Origin of the sequence: Phenylobacterium sp., from assembly GCF_016793285.1 — a bacterium.
In the GTDB taxonomy this organism is placed as follows: Bacteria; Pseudomonadota; Alphaproteobacteria; order Caulobacterales; family Caulobacteraceae; genus Phenylobacterium.
Window position 1 is genome coordinate 25,012 of the sequence record NZ_JAEUMO010000207.1, and the last position, 18,889, is coordinate 43,900.

The following is an 18,889-nucleotide window of genomic DNA, read 5'->3' on the forward strand; positions in this document are numbered from 1 at the left end:
GTAGGCTGGAGATCCCCATGCGCGCCGCAACCCTCGACCCTGCACAACTGCCGGAAGCCGACCTGGTGACCCTCGCCCGGCGCGGCGACCGCGCGGCGTTCCGCGAGATCATGCGGCGCTGCAACCAGCGTCTGTTCCGCGTCGCGCGCGCCGTGGTGCGCAGCGAGTCCGAGGCCGAGGACGTCCTCCAGGAGGCCTACACACGGGCCTTCGCCGCGATCGGCGGCTTCCGGGGCGAGGCGGGCATCGCGACCTGGCTGACGCGCATCGTCCTCAACGAGGCGCACGGCCGCCTGCGCGGCCGCCGCGCGACAGTCGGACTCGACCTGCTCGACACGCCGGCCGGGGCACAGGTCGTCGCCTTCCCTGGCCGGGGTCCGGAGACGCCGGAGGCCGACGCGGCCCGCGCCCAGATCCGCCGGCTGCTCGAGCAGGCCGTCGACCAGCTCCCCGAGCCCTTCCGGCTGGTCTTCGTGCTGCGGGAGGTGGAGGAGCTCAGCATCGACGAGACGGCCGATCACCTGGGGCTCAAGCCGCAGACGGTGAAGACGCGCCTGCATCGGGCCCGCCAGCGGCTGCGCGACGCGCTCGACGCCAAGCTCGCGGACGTGATGGTGGGCGCCTATCCGTTCCTGGGCGCGCGCTGCGAGCGCATCACCGCGAACGTGCTGGACCGTCTGTTCGGCGCGTCCCCGGCGGGCTGACGGATCAGCCGCGCACGCCCCGCCCGCCGTGATGTGGGCGGCGCCGACCACGGTCCCACGGCCGCGGAGGTGGCAGTCCGGGAGTCGATCAATGTCGTTCCGCGATATCTTAAGATCGCAGCACGATGCAATCTGGCAGTCAGGCCTCCGTGAGCTTGTCCACCTGGTCGAGGAGGCCGGCGAACGCGGGCGCGATGAGCCGTAGTTCCCGCAGGTTGCTCACCGACAACGCCGCCAGGACGTCCTCGCCGGCCGGCGTCAGGGACACCTGGACCTTGCGCCGGTCCTCGTCGTCGACCAGACGCCTGGCGAAGCCGGCCTTCTCCAGCCGACCGACGAGTTCGACGGTGCTGTGGTGCTTCAGGAGGAGTTCCGCGGCCAGATCGCCGACCGACATCGGGCGGGTGGCCGTGCGCACCTTGATGGCGAGCAGGGCCTGGTGCTGCTGCGAGGTGAGGCCCACCGACCGCGCGTTCGCCTCGGCGAAGGCGAGGTAGCGCCGGACCCCGTAGCGAAACGAGGCCAGCGTCTCGTAGTCGCCGGCCGTCAGCCGGGCCTTCTTCGGCGCGGCGCGCTTTGCGGACGTCATCGCTTCTCCTGATCCCTGGGCCGGCGTGGCGCCAGCATAGTCCAAGCCGGCGGACGGCCCATCGATTCCTGCGGATCGCGCATCCGGAGAGCGGGAGCAGAGGGCCGATCCTTCGGACCTCGCCCGGATTGCGGGCCTTCGCGTTCGCGACATTGCATTATATCGCTTCACGACATATTTTGTCGTGCATGGGAGGAAGGGGACGGCGGTCGGCCTGCATGACCCGGCTGCCGGCTCTCTCCCGAGTCCGGAGCCCACCTATGATCGTCCTGCCCGCCCTGCCCTACGCCTACGACGCGCTGCAGCCCGTCGTCTCCGAAACGACGATGCGGACTCACCACGACAAGCACCACGCACGCTACGTCGAGGTGACGAACCAGATGCTGGCGGACACGCCCGGCGAACAGGGTCCCCTGGAACAGGTCGTGACCCGCGCCTGGCACCGTGGCGCACGCAAGCTGTTCAACAACGCCGCCCAGGCGCTGAACCACGGGTTCTTCTGGGATTGCATGTCGCCCCACCTCGCCCCGCCATCGGGCGACCTCGCCCAGGCGCTGGGCCGGGCCTTCGGCGGCGACGCCCGGGCCGAGTTCATCGCCCAGGGCCTGGGCCACTTCGGCTCCGGCTGGGTGTGGCTCACCGCCGAACGCGGCGTACTGTCGATCGTCACGACGCACGACGGCGACACGGTCCTGCGCCACGAAGGCGTGACGCCGCTGCTCGTCTGCGACCTGTGGGAACACGCCTACTATCTCGACTACAGGAACGACCGCGGAGCCTACCTGTCGGGATGGTGGGACGGCGCGGCGAACTGGGCCTTCGCCCAGCGCCAGTACGAGGCCTCGCTCGGCCGGGCCGAGGGGTGGGCCTATCCCGCCGTCCCCGTCGCCGCGACGGCGAGCGCCTGAACCGCGACCGCCGCGAACGTCACCCGGGAGAGTTCGGATGGATCTGCATACACCGGTCTGCGACCTGCTCTGCTGCGATTATCCCGTCGTGCTGGCTGGGATGGGGGGCGTGGCGCGGTCCGAACTGGTGGCGGCGGTGACCGAGGCCGGCGGCTTCGGCTTCCTGGGCATGGTCCGCGAGCGTCCGGAGCTCGTGGCCGCGGAGATCGCGGCGGTCCGCGCCCGCACCGACCGGCCGTTCGGCGTCAACCTGATCCCCGCCGCGACCAGGCCCGCGCTGCTGGAGGCGGAGGTGCAGGCCTGCATCGACGGCGGCGTGCATGCGGTGACGCTGTTCTGGGACCTGTCCGCCGAGACGGTGAAGCGCCTGCGGGGCGAAGGCGTCCTCGTCGCGTGCCAGGTCGGCGCGCTGGACGAAGCGATCGCTGCGCAGGAGGCGGGCGCCGACATCCTCATCGCCCAGGGCTGGGAGGCCGGCGGCCACGTCCGCGGCCGCAGCGGCCTGCACGCGCTGGTGGCCAGCGTCCTGGGCGCCGCCGACGTCCCGGTCCTGGCCGCCGGCGGGATCACCGACGGCGAGGATCTCGCCGCCGTCATGATGCTGGGCGCGCAGGGCGCCGTGCTGGGCACGGCGTTCCTGGCGACCCGGGAGTCCTTTGCCCACGACTATCACAAGCGCCGGATCGTCGAGGCCGCCCCCGGTGAGACCGTCCACACCGAAGACTTCCACATCAACTGGCCGCCGAACGCCGCGGTCCGGGTCCTGCCCAACAGCGTGACGCGTGGAGCGCGGGGCGACCCTCATGCCCAGCCGCGCCAGGTCATCGGGGCCGAAGGGGCGCGCTCGATCTACCTGTTCAGCACCGACTCGCCGCTGCGCTCCATGACCGGGGACTTCGAGGCCATGGCGCTGTACGCCGGCCAGGGCGCCGGGCGGATCCACGAGATCGTGCCGGCCGGCGAGCGCCTGCGCGCCATCGTCGCGGCGGCCAGGCACTGCCTGCCAGCCGAACGTCGGCTCCGCGCGCCCGCGGAACCCGACGAGCGCGAGCCCGCCTCCCCCGTCTGCTACGCCGGCCAGGCCGACGAGGCCTACATGGGCTTCGCGCCCGTCGACGAGCTCGTGGCGGAACTGAACGTCCTGCTCGAAGCCGAGCGGGCCGGCGCGCGAGTGGCCGCGCGGATCGCCACCGAGACCGACGATCCGGAACTGAAGGCGCTGGCCCGGGTGATCCATGCCGACGAGGTCAGGTGGTGCAAGGCGCTGTTCCAGGCCCTGCTCGCGCTCGGCGCCGAACCCTCGACCAGGGTCGGGGACTTCTATGGGAACGCGATGGCGATCGCAGGCGTCGAGGCGCGGCTGGCGTTCGTGAACCGCGGCCAGGGCTGGGTCGCGCGCAAGCTGCGCACGCTGGGGCCGCGGGTGCGCGACGCGGGTCTCCACGCGACGCTGCGGGAGATGCTGGATGCGCACGTGCGCAACATCGACGAGGCCAACGCCGCCCTCGCGGCGCGCAGCGCCTCCGCCTGAGCGCCGAAGGGGCTAGAGCAACGGCGGGTCGATGTAGGGCGGCGCCTCCGCGCGATCGAACGGGGAGCGGTAGCCGCCGCCGAACCGTTCGAGCTGGTCCGCCCGCATCGCCGGCACGGTCTCGATCTCCGCCCGCGTCATCGGCAGCACATAGGCTCGCAGGTCCGGCGCGTAGCTGAAGATCTCCCACGGCAGCGCCCGATAGCGGCGACCGAGCCCCAGGATCCCGCCCGTGGCCACCAGGACGTGGATCGCCGCGCCCGTCCGCTTGTCCAGGGAGATGTCGAAGATCTGTCCGACCCGCACGCCGGCGATGTCGAACACCGCGCGCCCGCCTATCCGTCCGGCGGTCACCAGCAGATGCCCCGGATGCTCTAAGCCCCGGAAGTCGAGACTGGCCTCCGGGGCCGGCGTCGGCGCCCTGTACCAGGAGCTGCCGACCGTCCGCGACCATCGACGGTTAGCCGCGACGAAATCGCTGCCGGTCAGCCCGTTGGAGGCGAGCCATTCCGAGATGTTCTTCATCACCCTTCCTCCATATATATCGTGTTACGATATATATGGAGCGGATCCGGAGTTCAATCTCGGCCGGCCGCCTTCAGGCGGCGCCCGCAGGTTTCATCGAAGGATGAGCCTGTCGCGCCGCCGGCCCGAGCGCCTAGCGGACAGCCAGGATGATCTGCGAGCCCGCGGCCAGCGCGGTCGCGTTGTGCTTGACGATACTTGCGTAGCGCGCGAGGGCGCGGACCTCGGTCGCGTGGCTGCACCAATCCGCCTCATAGAGCGCGAGTTCGCGGTTGGTGATGGCGTTGCGGCAGACGACCCCGGACGCCGTCCGGATCTCTTGCTTCACAGCGACAGCCGGCTTGCCGGCGAGCGCGATGCGCACCTCGGTCGGCGCGCGTCCGTCGACCTGCAGCGGCGTCACGTCTTGCGCCGTCGCGGCGGCCGGAAGCGCCAGCGCCGCGACGGCGGCGAGCGCACTGAACGTCTTCACGCTGAACATGGAATGTCTCCTTGCGATCTTGCCGCAGGCTAGGCCGGCGCAGCGCGAACGCGATTGCCGCCCGTCAAGCTGAGCCTTGATCGTTGCACCGCGCTGCGGCGTCCTGTCCGGCAGGGGCTTGATCTTCGACAAACGCGGCGCGGCGCGCAGCCGTTAGGGCTTGGACGTACGTTCTCCGCCGGACCCCGCATGACCACGCCAGCGATCCTCGACTGCCCCGACACCGCGAATGTCCGCCTCCTGTTCTTCGGCAAGCTCGCCGACCGCTTCGGGCGCCTGCGGAGCATCGCGATCCCATCTGCGGGCTGCACGATCGCCGACCTCAGGCGCCGGCTGGTGGCGGAGACCGAGGGCGGCGACATCCTCGCCGAGCCGAGCGTGCGCGCGGCCGTGGACCAGAACCTGGCGGTGGACGACGCCGCGCCGGTTCGGGGCGGCCAGGAAGTGGCGTTCCTTCCCGCGTTTTCCGGAGGCTGAGATGGACGGAAGCATGGCTCCCAAGACCAAGGCGCGCATCGACCCGTCGCTGCCCTTCTATCCGCTCAACATCGCCGTCCTGACGATATCCGACACGCGAACCCTGCAGACGGACACGTCCGGGGGACTGCTGGCCGACCGGCTCGCGGCCGCGGGCCATGTGCTCGCCGGCCGGTCGATCGTGTCCGACGACGTACCGGCCATCCAGGCGCAGATCCGCGCATGGGCCGCCGACCCCGCGGTCGACGTCATCGTGACGACCGGCGGCACGGGCTTTGCGCCGCGTGACGTGACCCCGGAAGCCGTGCGGCCGCTGCTGCGCCGCGAAATGGACGGCTTCGCGGTGGTGTTCCACCAGGCCAGCCTTGGCACCGTCGGCGTCTCCACGTTGCAGTCGCGCGCCCTGGCCGGCCAGGTCGACGAGACGTTCGTGTTCTGCGTGCCGGGCTCCACCGGGGCTTGCCGCGACGCATGGGACCTCGTTCTCGCGCAGGAGTTCGACAGCCGCTTCAAGCCCTGCTCGCTCGTCGGGCAGATCCCGCGCTATCGCGGCGTCTGCGCCTGAACGTCGACGGCGGCGGACCCGAAGCCCGCCGCCGTCCCTGGCGTCCGCGCTGCGACTGCCGGCGGGGTGTGCGCGCCGGCCGCCGCTTCCCCTGGACGTCAGGAGAGGAAGGGCGCGAAGAGGACGTCGTTCTCGAGCCGCATATGCTCGTGCAGGTCGAGATCCAGCTTGCGGCAGGCGTTGACCAGGGTCCGCCACGTCGCACACGCTCCGGGCGGCGCGCTGTGGTCGCGCGTCAGCGCGCGCAGGCGCACCAGTTGTTCCTCGACGTCCTTGTGCTCGGCCATCATCCGTCCGATCGGGAAACGGATCATCGGGCTGCCCCCGCCGAGGATCATCGGAAACAGCACCTGCTCCTCACGCTGCTGGTGGCTCTCCAGGTCATCGGCCATGAAGGCGAGGTGGTCGGCCAGGCTCCGGGGACAGTCGGCGTCACCGGCGTGGACCGCCTCGACCTTGCGCGCGAGCGCGATGGCCTGCGGGAACTCGCGGCGATGCGTCTCGTGGTAGCGCGTCAGGATCAGGTCGATGAGGCCCTTCACCTCCACAGAGGCGCCGTGGGCCGGCGACGGGGGAAAGAGGGCGCAGCGGATCACCGGGCCGGCGGCCACCGCGGTCGGGGCGGAAACGGATGTCTGGTCGAACACGGGAAAGCTCCTTGCGCGCCGTGATAGCCCACCGCGCGCCCCGACGCCTTGAGGCCCGCCGGGTCCACGCTTGATGTTCGGCAAGCGCCGCACGGGATCGCCGGACTCCGGCGCGCGCTTGACCACCATCAAGGCGAGGTCCGGGCCTGCGGTGATATTCGAGCGCCATGTCCACCGCCGCCGCCCGCCGCGCCTATACGGGGCCGACCATCTTCAGCTTCGGCTTCCGCCCGTTCTTCCTGATGGGCGCAGCCTGGGCCGCCCTGACCGTACCGCTCTGGGTCTGGAGCCTGCATTCGCCGCTGGCCGCCGGCGTGCATCGCGACTGGCACGTCCACGAGATGCTGTTCGGCTTCCTGGCGGCCGTGATCGCGGGCTTCCTCACCACCGCCGTTCCGAACTGGACCGGCCGCATGCCGGTGATCGGCGGCCCGCTGGCGGCGCTCGCGGGCCTGTGGCTGGCGGGGCGCCTGGCGGTCCCCTTCGCCTACGTGCTCGGGCCGATCAGCGCGGTCGTGGATTGCGCATTCCTGGTGGTCTTCGCCGGCGTCGTGTGGCGCGAGGTGCTGGCGGGGCGCAACTGGCGCAACCTGCCGGTGGCCGCGCTCGTCTCGTTGATGGCGCTCGGCAACATCGCCTTCCATCTCGACGCCCGCCTCTGGAGTTCCGGCCTGGGCGAGCGCCTCGCCCTCGGCGTCGCAGCGGTCCTGATGACGCTCATCGGCGGACGCATCACCCCGAGCTTCACGCGGAACTGGATGCGCGCGCGGCGGCTGGCGCCGGAACCGGCCGTCAGCGGGCGGGTGGACCAGGTGGCGCTCGGCCTCACCGGGCTCGGCGCGCTGCTCTGGGTCCTCATGCCGGACGCGCCCGCCACGGGCGTGGCCCTCCTGGCGGCCGGAGCGGCCAATGTCGTGCGCCTCGTCCGCTGGCGCGGCTGGGCGGCCCGTTCCGAGCCGCTCGTCTGGATCCTGCACGTCGGCTACGCCTGGCTGGCGAGCGGCCTCGGACTGCTCGGCGCCTCTCGGCTCTGGATCGAGATTCCGCGGAGCGCCGGCGTACATGCCCTGACGGCCGGCGCCGTGGGCGTGATGACCCTCGCCGTCATGACCCGCGCGACCCGCGGCCACACCGGGCGCGCGCTCGCCGCGGGGGTCGGCACGACCGCGATCTACGTCCTGATCAACCTGGGCGCCCTGGCGCGCGTCGCCGCGCCGTTTGCGGGCGGCCTGCAACCCGGCCTGCTGATCGCCTCGGCCGTGTTCTGGTCGGCGGCCTTCGGCGGCTTCGTCATCGCCTACGCCCCGATGCTGACCCGGCCACGCGCCGCGGCTTGATCGACGTCAAGGGCCACACGCCGGCGCCGAGCTAGACGATCCTGCGTGCGGCCGATCGCGCCGCACGCCGCTCCGAGCGTCTCCGCCTACCGCGCATCCGCGCCACGGCTGCGGCGCCGCGCCGGACAATCCGGCAAGGGCGCCGGGGGAAACGCCGCCGCCTCCCGTGCTTGGAAAGGAGCCAGCTTGGGCGTTCTCGTCGACGGCTTCGGCCGCCGTTTCCGCTATCTGCGCCTCTCGATCACCGAGGTGTGCAACTTCCGCTGCACCTATTGCCTGCCCGACGGCTACCGCAAGACGGGCGCGGAGAGCTTCCTGACGCCGGACCAGTGCGAACGCGTCGTGCGCGCCTTCGCCGGTCTCGGCGTCGGCAAGGTGCGCCTGACCGGCGGCGAACCCAGCGTGCGGCGCGACGTCGCCGAGATCATCGCCCGCACCGCCGGCGTCCCGGGCGTCGACAAGGTCTGCATGACCACCAACGGCTGGAACCTCGAACGCCAGGTCGGCGCCTGGCGCGCGGCGGGGCTGACCAACCTGAACGTCAGCATCGACTCGCTCGACCCCGAGGGCTTTCGCCGCATCACGGGGCATGACCGGCTCGCCTCGGTCGTCCGCGGGATCGACGCGGCGTGCGCGCTCGGGATGCCGAGCGTGAAGGTGAACGGCGTGCTGCTGCGCGACGGCGTCGGGCAGGGCTTCGACGCCTTCGCCGAGTTCGTGCGCCACCGTCCTGTGGCCGTCCGCTTCATCGAGCTGATGCGCACCAACGACACCGCCGCCTTCTTCGCCGAACAGCACGTTCCGGGCACGGTGCTCACGACCTGGCTGGCCGAGCGGGGCTGGACGGCGCACGCCCGCGGCCTCGACGACGGCCCGGCGCAGGAGTTCAGCCACCCCGACTATGCGGGCCGGATCGGCCTGATCGCGCCCTATGCGCCGGGCTTCTGCGATGGCTGCAACCGGCTGCGGGTCACCGCGAGGGGCCAACTGCGGCTCTGCCTGTTCGGCGAGCTGGGCGTCGACCTGCGCGACCTGCTGGAGGCCGACGCGCCCGAAGCCCTGCAGGCCCGCATCGTCCGCGCGCTGATCGGGAAGCCTGCCGGCCACCGGCTGCACGAGGCCGACAGCGGCGACACCCGTCAACTGGCGCAGTTCGGCGGTTAGCCCCCAGAGCGCCAGAGCGCGCTGCGTGATTCGGGAATCAGGCGGCGCGCTCCAGGTTTTTGATTGCGCATCGTTGTCGCCGAAAACCGGCGGCCACTTTTCGGCACGATGCTCTAGGCGGCTTCGCCCCGGCCGGCCGGCGCCGGCCAGCGCTCCCGCTGCGCCTTGCCCGTCGGGCCGCCGCGGACCGGCTGGTGGTTGTCGATGAGCGGCGTCGGCTTGGCCAGACGCTCCAGCACCGCCGGCCGGCCGATCGTCACCTCGGCCCCCTTGGTCTGGACCCCGTAGTCGGCCAGGGTCGCGAAGGCGCGCGACAGGTTCTCGGGGGTCATGCCGAGCAGGGAGGCCAGCACCCGCTTCTCGTGCGGCAGGGTGAAGGTGGGCTCGCCGCCCAGCCGGATCTTCTGCGTGATGAGATAGTTGGCCAGCCGCTCGACGCCGCCGCGCAGCTTCTGGTTCTTCAGGGTGCGGACGAGGCCGCGGTAGCAGCCGGACAGTTCCTCGGCGACCGCGAAGGCGAGTCCGGGATCGGACTTCATGGCGCGGCGCAACGCCTCGCCCGACAGCATCAGGATGTCCGACCGCTCGAGGGTCCGCGCGCTCATCAGGCCGTCCGCATCGAGGACCACCGCCGCCAGGATGAACGTCGAGACGGGACGCAGAACCGAAAGCGTCGTCTCCTTGTCGTTCCAGGTGCCCTCCAGTTCGACGATGCCGTCGAGCAGGACGTACAGGAAGTCCACCCGGTCGCCCTCCAGCAGCAGGGTCGTGCCGGGCGGAAAACGCTGCAGGAAGGCGCCTGCGGTGACGTCCCGGAACACGGCGTCGGAGCACTCCGCGAAGAGCGGCAGGGCTCGCACCCGCTCGAGGTCCGCCGGTCGCATAGGCATGGTCGTGGGCCCTCACACAAGACGTGGGCCGCAGCAGGCTCCGGGCGGGCCGGCGTCGCCTTGATTTCCATCAATCGGGGCGTTGCGCCGCGGTCAAAGGGCTTGATGTTCATCAAGTGAACGATTGATCCGAGTCCAGTCGTCAGTAGATCGAGGACAAACGCGCGCTATTGCCGCACCTATTCGTGCGCCCATCAGTCAATAACGGCGCAGGGTTGATGCTGATCAAAGATCGTTGCGGCGCACTACAGCAAGTCTCGGCGACAAGCGGGAAACGTGTGGTTTCCCGAGAGGCTTCGAGGGGTCGCCGTGACCGCCACCACCGCTTCAGCCCAACCCGGCGCCCGAGTCGCGCTCGGCATGAGCACCTTCGCCTTCACCGCGTGCTTCGCGGTGTGGACGATCTTCTCGATCATCGGAATCCGCATCAAGCAGGAGCTCGGGCTCAGCGAAGCCGAGTTCGGACTGCTGGCGGGCACGCCGATCCTGACGGGTTCGCTGATCAGGGTTCCCCTGGGCGTGTGGACCGACCAGGTCGGCGGCCGTCTCGTCAGCCTGCTGGTGATGCTGTCGGCGGCGGTCGCGACGTTCCTGCTGTCCCACGCGCAGACCTATCCGCAGTTCCTGCTGGCCGCGCTGGGCGTCGGCCTCGCCGGCGGCTGTTTCTCGGTGGGCGTCGCCTACGTCTCCAAGTTCTTCCCGAAGAAGACCCAGGGCACGGCGCTGGGCATCTTCGGCGCCGGCAACGTCGGCGCGGCCGTGACCAAGTTCGCCGCCCCGTTCGTCATGCTGGCCTTCGGCTGGCAGACGGTGGCGCAGGTCTGGGCCGGCGCGCTGGCGGTCGTCGCCGTCGTCGCGTTCCTCGTGACGCGTGACGACCCGGAACTGGTGGAGCGGCGCCGCACCGGCGCCAAGCCGACCCCCGCCCTGATGCAGCTTTCGCCCCTCAAGAAGCTGCAGGTCTGGCGCTTCGCCCTCTACTACTTCTTCGTCTTCGGCGCGTTCGTGGCGCTCTCGCTGTGGCTGCCCCACTACCTGGTGGCGGTCTACCACCTGAACATCGCGGCGGCCGGCATGCTGGCGGCGGCCTACTCGATCCCGGGCTCGCTCTTCCGGGTGTTCGGCGGCTGGCTGTCCGACCGGATCGGGGCGCGCAAGGTGATGTACATCACCTTCGGCGTCAGCGTGCTCTGCACCTTCCTGCTCTCCTACCCCGCGACGACCTACATCGTGGACGGGATCCAGGGGCCGATCACCTTCCGTCTCGCGACCGGGCTGATCCCGTTCGTCGTCATCCTGTTCTGCCTCGGCTTCGCGATGAGCCTCGGCAAGGCGGCGGTCTACAAGCACATCCCCGTCTACTACCCCGACCACATCGGCTCGGTCGGAGGCCTGGTGGGCATGATCGGCGGCCTGGGCGGCTTCGTCCTGCCCATCGCCTTCGGCGCGCTGAACGACCTGACCCACGTCTGGACGAGCTGCTTCATGCTGCTGTTCGTCCTGGTCGCCGCCGCGCTGGCGTGGATGCACTTCGCCATCCGCCGCATGGAGCGGGCGCGCACGCCGCAGCTCGCCGACCTGCCCGAACTGCCCGAGATGGCCGGCCTTCAACCCAGCTTCCAAACCCCCGCGGCGCCGGCTCCCGCGCGCCCCGCCGCCGCATAGCCCGCAAGAGGACACTCGACCCATGGGCAAACCCCGTCACGTGCTCACCGACTGGCGTCCCGAGGACGACGCGTTCTGGGCGTCCACCGGAAAGCCGATCGCCAACCGCAACCTGTGGATCTCGATCCCGAACCTGACCCTGGCTTTCGCGGTCTGGATGGTCTGGTCGATGGTCGTGGCCAAGCTGAAGCTGATCGGCTTCAAGTTCACGACCGATCAGTTGTTCTGGCTCACCGCGCTGCCGGCGCTCTCGGGCGCGACGCTGCGGGTGTTCTACAGCTTCATGGTGCCGATCTTCGGCGGCCGGCTCTGGACGACCCTGTCGACCCTGTCGCTGCTGGTCCCGGCCATCGGCATCGGCCTGGCCGTGCAGAACCCGGACACGCCCTACTGGACCTTCGTGATGCTCTCGCTGCTCTGCGGCCTGGGCGGCGGGAACTTCGCCTCCTCGATGGGCAACATCTCGTTCTTCTTCCCGAAGGCCCAGAAGGGCAACGCGCTCGCCATGAACGCCGGGTTCGGCAACCTCGGCGTCAGCCTCATGCAGTTCCTGGTGCCGGTGGTGACGGGCATCGCGCTCCTGCCGATCGCCGGGCCGTCGCAACTGTCGGTCGACAAGGGCCTGGGCGTCACCGCCCCCGTCTGGATGCAGAACGCCGGCTACGTCTGGGTCCCGTTCATCCTCGTCGCGGCGGTCGCCGCCTGGTTCGGCATGAACGACATCGCCTCGGCGAAGGCCTCCTTCTCCAGCCAGGCCGTGGTGTTCAAGCGCCGCCACAACTGGATCATGTGCTGGCTCTACCTCGGCACGTTCGGTTCGTTCCTCGGCTTCTCGGCCGCCTTCCCGCTCCTGTCGAAGACGCTGTTCCCCCACATCGTGGTGCTGAAGCTGGTCTTCCTCGGCCCGCTCGTGGGCGCCGGCTCGCGCGCCCTGACCGGCTGGGTCTCCGACAGGTTCGGCGGCGAGCGGGTCACGCACTACGCCTTCCTGGCCATGGCCCTGGGCGTCCTGGGCGTGCTGCACGGCGTCGGCGCCTTCAGCGGCGCCCCCTCGTTCGCGATCTTCTTCGCCAGCTTCCTGTGGCTGTTCTTCTGGACCGGCGTGGGCAACGCCTCGACCTTCCAGATGATCCCCGCGATCGTCCGCTCCGACATGCCGCGCCTGATGCCGAAAGCCTCGGCGGACGAGCGCCTGAAGGCCGCGGAGATGGAAGCGGCGGCCATCGTGGGGTTCACCTCGGCGGTCGGCGCCTTCGGCGGCTTCTTCATCCCCAAGGCGTTCGGCGACTCGCTGAAAGCGACCGGCGGGCCCGAAACCGCCCTCTACATCTTCCTCGCCTTCTACGTGAGCTGCGTCCTCGTGAACTGGGCCGTCTACGGCCGGCGCGGATCGCTGCTGCACGCCCCGAAAACCGACGCGACCAAGGTCCCCGCAGAATGAGCAACACCCTCGACCGCCTCGCGTTCTTCACGCGCAAGACGGAACTCTTCTCCGACGGCCACGGCGTGATGAACGACGAGGACCGCGCCTGGGAAGAGGCCTACCGCTCGCGCTGGCGCCACGACAAGATCGTGCGCTCGACCCACGGCGTGAACTGCACGGGCTCCTGCTCGTGGAAGATCTACGTCAAGGGCGGGATCGTCACCTGGGAAACCCAGCAGACCGACTATCCGCGCACCCGGCCCGAACTGCCGAACCACGAGCCGCGCGGCTGCGCGCGCGGCGCCAGCTACAGTTGGTATCTCTACTCGGCAAACCGGGTGAAGTACCCGCTGGTCCGCTCGCGGCTGCTGAAGCTGTGGCGCGAGGCCCGGGCCGCCCACGCACCGGTGGCGGCCTGGGCCTCGATCCAGGCCGACGCCGCCAAGCGCGCCTCCTACACCTCCATGCGCGGCTCGGGCGGCTTCGTGCGCGCCACCTGGGACGAGGTCACCGAGATCGTCGCCGCCGCCAACGCGCACACGGTCAAGCAGTGGGGCCCGGACCGCGTGTTCGGCTTTTCCCCGATCCCGGCCATGTCGATGGTCAGCTATGCGGCGGGCGCGCGCTACCTGCAGCTCCTGGGCGGCGTGTGCGGCTCGTTTTACGACTGGTACTGCGACCTGCCCCCGTCGTCGCCGCAGACCTGGGGCGAACAGACCGACGTCGCCGAGAGCGCCGACTGGTACAACTCGGGGTTCCTGATGCTGTGGGGCTCGAACGTCCCGCAGACCCGCACGCCCGACGCCCACTTCTACACCGAGGCCCGCTATCGCGGCGCCAAGTCGGTGGTGATCTGCCCCGACTACTCCGAAGCCTCGAAGTTCTCGGACCTGTGGCTGCCGGTGAAGCAGGGGACGGACGCCGCGCTGGCCATGGCCTTCGGCCACGTCATCCTGAAGGAATTCCACGTCGAGCGGCAGGTCCCCTACTTCCGCGACTACATCCGCAAGTACTCCGACCTTCCGATGCTGGTGCGGCTGGTCCCCCAGGACGGCGGCTACGTCTCCGAGCGGCTGCTGCGCGCGGCCGACTTCGACGGCGCGCTCGACCAGGCCAACAATCCCGAGTGGAAGACCGTCGCCGTCGACGAGGCGACCGGCCAGGTGGTCGTGCCCAACGGCTCCATCGGCTTCCGCTGGGGCGAGGACGGCAAGTGGAACCTCGAGGAGAAGGACGCAGGCGGCCATGACACCGCGCTGCGGCTCGGCCTGAAGGGCGCCCACGACGACGTCGTCGGGGTCCGCTTCCCCTACTTCGCCAACACCGCCTCGAACGGCTTCGCCTCGACCGACCACCCCGACGTGCTGGTCCGCAACGTGCCCGTGAAGCGGATGCGGCTGAAGGACGGGGACGCGCTGGTCGCCTGCGTCTACGACCTGTTCCTCGCCAACTACGGCGTCGACCAGGGCTTCGGCGGCGAGCACATGCCGGCGAGCTTCGACGATCCGGAGCCCTACTCCCCGGCCTGGGCCGAGCAGATCACCACCGTCCCCCGCGACCAGATCGTCGCGGTCGCCCGCGGCTTCGCCACCAACGCCGAAAAGACCAACGGCCGGTCCATGGTGATCATCGGCGCGGCGATGAACCACTGGTTCCACATGGACATGAACTACCGCGGCGTCATCAACATGCTGGTGATGTGCGGTTGCGTCGGCCAGTCCGGCGGCGGCTGGAGCCACTACGTCGGCCAGGAGAAGCTGCGTCCGCAGACGGGCTGGGCGCCCCTGGCCTTCGCCACCGACTGGATCCGCCCCCCGCGGCAGCAGAACTCCACCTCGTTCTTCTACGCGCACACAGATCAGTACCGCTACGAGACGGTGAGCGCCGCCGAGATCCTGTCGCCCACGGCCCCGAGCGGGCCCTGGGATGCGTCGCTGATCGACTTCAACGTGCGCGCCGAGCGCATGGGCTGGCTGCCGTCGGCGCCGGCGCTGAAGACCAACCCGCTGGCCGTGGCCCGCGCCGCCGAGGCGGCCGGCGTCGACCCCAAGGCCTACACGGTGCGCGAGCTGAAGGCCCGCACCCTCGAACTCTCCTGCCACGACCCGGACGACCCGGCCAACTGGCCGCGCAACATGTTCGTCTGGCGCTCGAACCTGCTGGGCTCGTCCGGCAAGGGCCACGAGTACTTCCTGAAGCACCTTCTGGGCGCCGCCCACGGCGTCCAGGGCAAGGACCTCGGCGAGATGGGCCGCCAGAAGCCCCGCGACGTGGTGTGGCGCGACGAGGCTCCGGAAGGGAAGCTGGACCTCCTGGTCACCCTCGATTTCCGGATGTCCACGACGGCGGTCTACTCCGACATCGTGCTGCCGACGGCCACCTGGTACGAGAAGAACGACCTCAACACCTCGGACATGCACCCGTTCATCCACCCGCTCTCGGCGGCCGTGGACCCGGCGTGGGAGTCGAAGTCGGACTGGGAGATCTTCAAGGCGATCGCCCGGAAGTTCTCCGAGGTCGCGCCCGAGGTGCTGGGCGTCGAGAAGGACGTGGTGCTGACACCGATCCAGCACGACAGCGCCGGCGAACTGGCCCAGCCGTTCGACGTCCAGGACTGGTATCTCGGCGAATGCGAGCCGATCCCCGGCAAGACCATGCCGCAGATCACCGTCGTCGAGCGCGACTATCCCAACCTCTACAAGCAGTTCACCTCCCTGGGCCCGCTGATGGCCAAGGTCGGCAACGGCGGCAAGGGGATGGCCTGGAACACCGAGCACGAGGTCGGCCTCCTGGGCGACCTCAACGGCCATGTGTCCGAGCCCGGCGTCAGCGAGGGCCTGCCGCGGATCGATAGCGACATCGATGCGTGCGAAACGATCCTGACGCTCGCGCCGGAGACCAACGGCGAGGTTGCGGTCAAGGCCTGGGCGGCGCTCGGCAAGCAGACCGGCCGCGAGCACACCCATCTGGCGCGGCCGAAGGAAGACGAGAAGATCCGCTACCGCGATCTCGTCGCGCAGCCGCGGAAGATCATCTCCTCGCCGATCTGGTCCGGCCTGGAGAGCGAGCACGTCTGCTACAACGCCGGCTACACCAACGTCCACGAGCTGATCCCGTGGCGGACCCTGACCGGCCGCCAGCAGCTCTACCAGGACCACCTGTGGATGCGGGCGTTCGGCGAGGCGCTGTGCGTCTACCGTCCGCCGGTCGACCTCAAGACCACCTGGGTCAAGGGCAAGACGCCCAACGGCGAGACCGAGATCGTCCTCAACTTCATCACGCCGCACCAGAAGTGGGGCATCCACTCCACCTATTCCGACAACCTGCTGATGCTGACGCTGAACCGCGGCGGACCGGTGGTGTGGATCTCGGAGGCGGACGCCCGCAGGGCCGGCATCGAGGACAACGACTGGATCGAAGCCTTCAACGCCAACGGAGCGCTGACCGCGCGCGCCGTGGTCTCCCAGCGCATCCGCGAAGGCACGACCTTCATGTACCACGCGCAGGAGAAGATCGTGAACACGCCGGGGTCGCAGATCACCGGCAAGCGCGGCGGCATCCACAATAGCTGCACCCGCGCCGTGCCCAAGCCGACGCACATGATCGGCGGCTACGTCCAGCTCGCCTACGGCTTCAACTACTACGGCACCGTGGGCTCCAACCGGGACGAGTTCGTCGTCGTCCGCAAGATGAACAAGGTCGACTGGCTCGAAGAGCCGCTCGCCACCGGAGTTTCCCGCTGATGAAAGTGCGCGCCCAGATCGGGATGGTGCTGAACCTCGACAAGTGCATCGGGTGTCACACCTGCTCGGTGACCTGCAAGAACGTGTGGACCACCCGCCAGGGTGTCGAATACGCGTGGTTCAACAACGTCGAGACCAAGCCCGGCGTCGGCTATCCCAAGGACTGGGAGAACCAGAAGCGCTGGAACGGCGGCTGGGTCCGCAAGGCCAACGGCCGGATCGAACCCAGGATGGGCGCCAAGTGGCGCATCCTGGCGAAGATCTTCGCCAACCCCGACCTGCCCGAGATCGACGACTACTACGAGCCCTTCGACTTCGACTACGGCCACCTGCAGACCGCCCCGGAGATGAAGGCGTTCCCGACGGCGCGCCCCCGTTCGAAGATCACCGGCGAGCGGATGGAGAAGATCGAGTGGGGCCCGAACTGGGAGGAGATCCTGGGCGGCGAATTCAAGAAGCGCTCGGCCGACTACAACTTCGAGGGGGTCGAGAAGGAGATCTACGGCCAGTTCGAACAGACCTTCATGATGTACCTGCCCAGGCTGTGCGAGCACTGCCTGAACCCCGCGTGCGTCGCCGCCTGCCCCTCGGGCGCGATCTACAAGCGCGAGGAGGACGGCATCGTCCTGATCGACCAGGACAAGTGCCGCGGCTGGCGGATGTGCGTCTCGGCCTGCCCGTACAAGAAGATCTACTACAACTGGGAGAGCGGGAAGTCCGAGAAGTGTACCTTCTGCTTCCCCCGCATCGAGGTGGGCCAGCCGACGGTCTGTTCCGAGACCTGCGTCGGGCGCATCCGCTACCTGGGCGTCCTGCTCTACGACGCCGACCGCATCGAGGCGGCCGCGGCCGAACCCGACGAGAAGGAACTCTACCAGGCGCAGCTCGACGTCTTCCTCGACCCCTTTGATCCGGCGGTCATCGACCAGGCGCGCCGCGACGGCGTGCCCGAGGCCTGGCTGGAGGCCGCGCGCCGCAGCCCCGTCTACAAGATGGCCATCGACTGGAAGATCGCCTTCCCGCTGCACCCGGAATACCGGACGCTGCCGATGGTCTGGTACGTGCCGCCGCTGTCGCCGATCCAGTCGGCGGCGTCGGCCGGCGCGCTCGAGATGGACGGCGAGATGCCGGACGTCCGGTCGCTGCGGATCCCGGTCCGCTACCTGGCCAACCTGCTGACCGCCGGCAACGAACCGCCGGTCGTGCTGGCGCTGGAACGCATGCTGGCGATGCGCAGCTACATGCGCGCCAAGACGGTCGACGGGCGCATCGACCACGGGATCGCCGAGCGCGTGGGCCTCACCGCCGCCCAGGTGGACGAGATGTACCGCTACATGGCGATCGCCAACTACGAGGATCGCTTCGTCATCCCGACCACGCATCGGGAGGCCGCGGAGGACGCCTACGACCTGAAGGGCTCCTGCGGCTTCACCTTCGGCAACGGCTGCTCTGGCGGCCGGACGGAACTGGGCCTGTTCGGCCCCAACAAGCGCTCGCGGGCGCCCACCACGGCGGAGGTCGAATAGATGTCGCTGTCCTATCGCGCGCTCGCGCTCGTCCTCAGCTATCCGACCGAGGCGACCCGGGCCCTGTTGCCGGCCGCCGCCGAGGTTCTGGAGAAGGACGCCCGCATCCCCGCCCCGATCCGCCGCGCGGTCGCGCGGCTGGCCGAGGACGTCGCCACCGACGACCTCTACGAGGCCCAGGAACGGTATGTGTGGCTGTTCGACCGCACGCGCTCGCTGTCGCTGAACCTCTACGAGCACGTCCACGGCGAAAGCCGGGACCGCGGCCAGGCGATGGTGGCGCTCCTGGAGCTCTATCGCAGCAAGGGTCTCGAGCTCTCCGCGAACGAGTTGCCGGACCACCTGCCGGTGTTCCTGGAGTTCCTGTCCACCCTGCCGGACGCCGAGGCCGGTTCCCTGCTGGGCGAAGCCGCCCACGTGCTCTCGGCGCTGGGCCAGCGGCTGCACAAGCGCCAGAGCCCGTACCGCGCGGCCTTCGGCGCGCTCAGCGCCCTGGCGCAGGACCGGGCCGACGCCGCGGCGCTCGCCGCGCTGATGGCCGAGCCCGACGACAATCCCGACGATCTCGAAGCCATGGACAAGCTGTGGGCCGAGACCGCCGTCACCTTCGGCCCATCCGACGTCGGCTGCCCCAAGGCGGACGCGCTGGTGAAGACCATGCGGAGCGGCCCCGCCCCCACCCCCCGGCGCGTGCGCCCGGCCGCCTGAGGAAGA

17 protein-coding genes and 1 riboswitch are annotated in these 18,889 nt (G+C 69.9%); of the genes, 12 read left to right on the forward strand and 5 right to left on the reverse strand.

Features of this window, described 5'->3' with window-relative positions; genetic code table 11:
- Positions 1-17: 17 nt before the first annotated feature.
- Positions 18-704: an RNA polymerase sigma factor gene (locus JNL41_RS18020; protein WP_293477356.1), complete on the forward strand. Its 687-nt coding sequence runs from the start codon at positions 18-20 to the stop codon at positions 702-704.
- Positions 705-843: 139 nt separating this feature from the next.
- Here the strand turns inward: JNL41_RS18020 and JNL41_RS18025 are convergent, their stop codons facing one another.
- Complete coding sequence (locus JNL41_RS18025) at positions 844-1,293, reverse strand: MarR family transcriptional regulator (protein ID WP_293477358.1); 450 nt, start codon at positions 1,291-1,293, stop codon at positions 844-846.
- Positions 1,294-1,553: 260 nt separating this feature from the next.
- Between JNL41_RS18025 and JNL41_RS18030 the strand changes: the two genes are divergently transcribed.
- A complete protein-coding gene (locus JNL41_RS18030) occupies positions 1,554-2,201 on the forward strand; it encodes a superoxide dismutase (protein ID WP_293477359.1) in 648 nt (215 codons plus the stop codon).
- Between the two features lie 37 nt (positions 2,202-2,238).
- On the forward strand, positions 2,239-3,732 hold the full coding sequence (locus JNL41_RS18035) for a nitronate monooxygenase (RefSeq protein ID WP_293477360.1): 1,494 nt from the start codon (positions 2,239-2,241) through the stop codon (positions 3,730-3,732).
- 12 nt (positions 3,733-3,744) lie between these two features.
- On the opposite strand, the gene JNL41_RS18040 is transcribed toward JNL41_RS18035, so the two are convergent.
- Both JNL41_RS18040 and JNL41_RS18045 read right to left on the reverse strand, forming a co-directional pair.
- Positions 3,745-4,257: a PRC-barrel domain-containing protein gene (locus tag JNL41_RS18040; RefSeq protein ID WP_293477362.1), complete on the reverse strand. Its 513-nt coding sequence runs from the start codon at positions 4,255-4,257 to the stop codon at positions 3,745-3,747.
- A gap of 133 nt (positions 4,258-4,390) precedes the next feature.
- On the reverse strand, positions 4,391-4,870 hold the full coding sequence (locus JNL41_RS18045) for a hypothetical protein (protein ID WP_293477364.1): 480 nt from the start codon (positions 4,868-4,870) through the stop codon (positions 4,391-4,393).
- 57 nt (positions 4,871-4,927) lie between these two features.
- Between JNL41_RS18045 and JNL41_RS18050 the strand changes: the two genes are divergently transcribed.
- The gene (locus JNL41_RS18050) at positions 4,928-5,215 is read left to right on the forward strand and encodes a MoaD/ThiS family protein (protein WP_293477366.1); all 288 of its coding nucleotides are present in this window, start codon (positions 4,928-4,930) and stop codon (positions 5,213-5,215) included.
- 13 nt (positions 5,216-5,228) lie between these two features.
- Positions 5,229-5,780 carry a molybdenum cofactor biosynthesis protein B gene (moaB, locus tag JNL41_RS18055; protein ID WP_293477368.1) on the forward strand — a complete coding sequence of 184 codons (552 nt, stop codon included), beginning with the start codon at positions 5,229-5,231 and terminating at the stop codon, positions 5,778-5,780.
- Positions 5,781-5,878: 98 nt separating this feature from the next.
- Here moaB and JNL41_RS18060 read toward each other — a convergent pair whose 3' ends face one another.
- Positions 5,879-6,427, reverse strand: coding sequence for a hemerythrin domain-containing protein (locus tag JNL41_RS18060; protein ID WP_293477370.1), 549 nt, complete (start codon positions 6,425-6,427; stop codon positions 5,879-5,881).
- A gap of 167 nt (positions 6,428-6,594) precedes the next feature.
- Between JNL41_RS18060 and JNL41_RS18065 the strand changes: the two genes are divergently transcribed.
- Positions 6,595-7,764 (forward strand): NnrS family protein, encoded by a 1,170-nt coding sequence (locus tag JNL41_RS18065; RefSeq protein WP_293477372.1) that lies wholly within the window; start codon positions 6,595-6,597, stop codon positions 7,762-7,764.
- A gap of 58 nt (positions 7,765-7,822) precedes the next feature.
- Positions 7,823-7,961: riboswitch (molybdenum cofactor riboswitch) on the forward strand.
- On the forward strand, positions 7,951-8,928 hold the full coding sequence (gene moaA, locus JNL41_RS18070; RefSeq protein WP_293477374.1) for a GTP 3',8-cyclase MoaA: 978 nt from the start codon (positions 7,951-7,953) through the stop codon (positions 8,926-8,928). Its footprint overlaps the riboswitch before it by 11 nt.
- 113 nt (positions 8,929-9,041) lie before the next feature.
- On the opposite strand, the gene JNL41_RS18075 is transcribed toward moaA, so the two are convergent.
- On the reverse strand, positions 9,042-9,818 hold the full coding sequence (locus tag JNL41_RS18075; RefSeq protein WP_293477376.1) for a cyclic nucleotide-binding domain-containing protein: 777 nt from the start codon (positions 9,816-9,818) through the stop codon (positions 9,042-9,044).
- 360 nt (positions 9,819-10,178) lie between these two features.
- On the opposite strand from JNL41_RS18075, the gene JNL41_RS18080 reads away from it, so the two are divergent.
- From JNL41_RS18080 to narJ, 5 genes are read left to right on the forward strand one after another with little or no spacing between them, the layout of a single operon-like run.
- A complete protein-coding gene (locus JNL41_RS18080; protein WP_293477378.1) occupies positions 10,179-11,483 on the forward strand; it encodes a nitrate/nitrite transporter in 1,305 nt (434 codons plus the stop codon).
- A gap of 22 nt (positions 11,484-11,505) precedes the next feature.
- Positions 11,506-12,924, forward strand: a complete 1,419-nt coding sequence (locus JNL41_RS18085) for an MFS transporter (RefSeq protein WP_293477380.1) — start codon at positions 11,506-11,508, stop codon at positions 12,922-12,924.
- Positions 12,921-16,649: a nitrate reductase subunit alpha gene (locus tag JNL41_RS18090; RefSeq protein ID WP_293477382.1), complete on the forward strand. Its 3,729-nt coding sequence runs from the start codon at positions 12,921-12,923 to the stop codon at positions 16,647-16,649. Before JNL41_RS18085 ends, JNL41_RS18090 begins: the two co-directional genes overlap by 4 nt.
- Positions 16,649-18,175: a nitrate reductase subunit beta gene (gene narH / locus JNL41_RS18095; protein ID WP_293477384.1), complete on the forward strand. Its 1,527-nt coding sequence runs from the start codon at positions 16,649-16,651 to the stop codon at positions 18,173-18,175. The genes JNL41_RS18090 and narH overlap by 1 nt, the downstream gene beginning before the upstream one ends.
- Positions 18,176-18,883, forward strand: coding sequence for a nitrate reductase molybdenum cofactor assembly chaperone (narJ, locus tag JNL41_RS18100; RefSeq protein ID WP_293477386.1), 708 nt, complete (start codon positions 18,176-18,178; stop codon positions 18,881-18,883).
- The last annotated feature ends 6 nt before the right edge of the window (positions 18,884-18,889 follow it).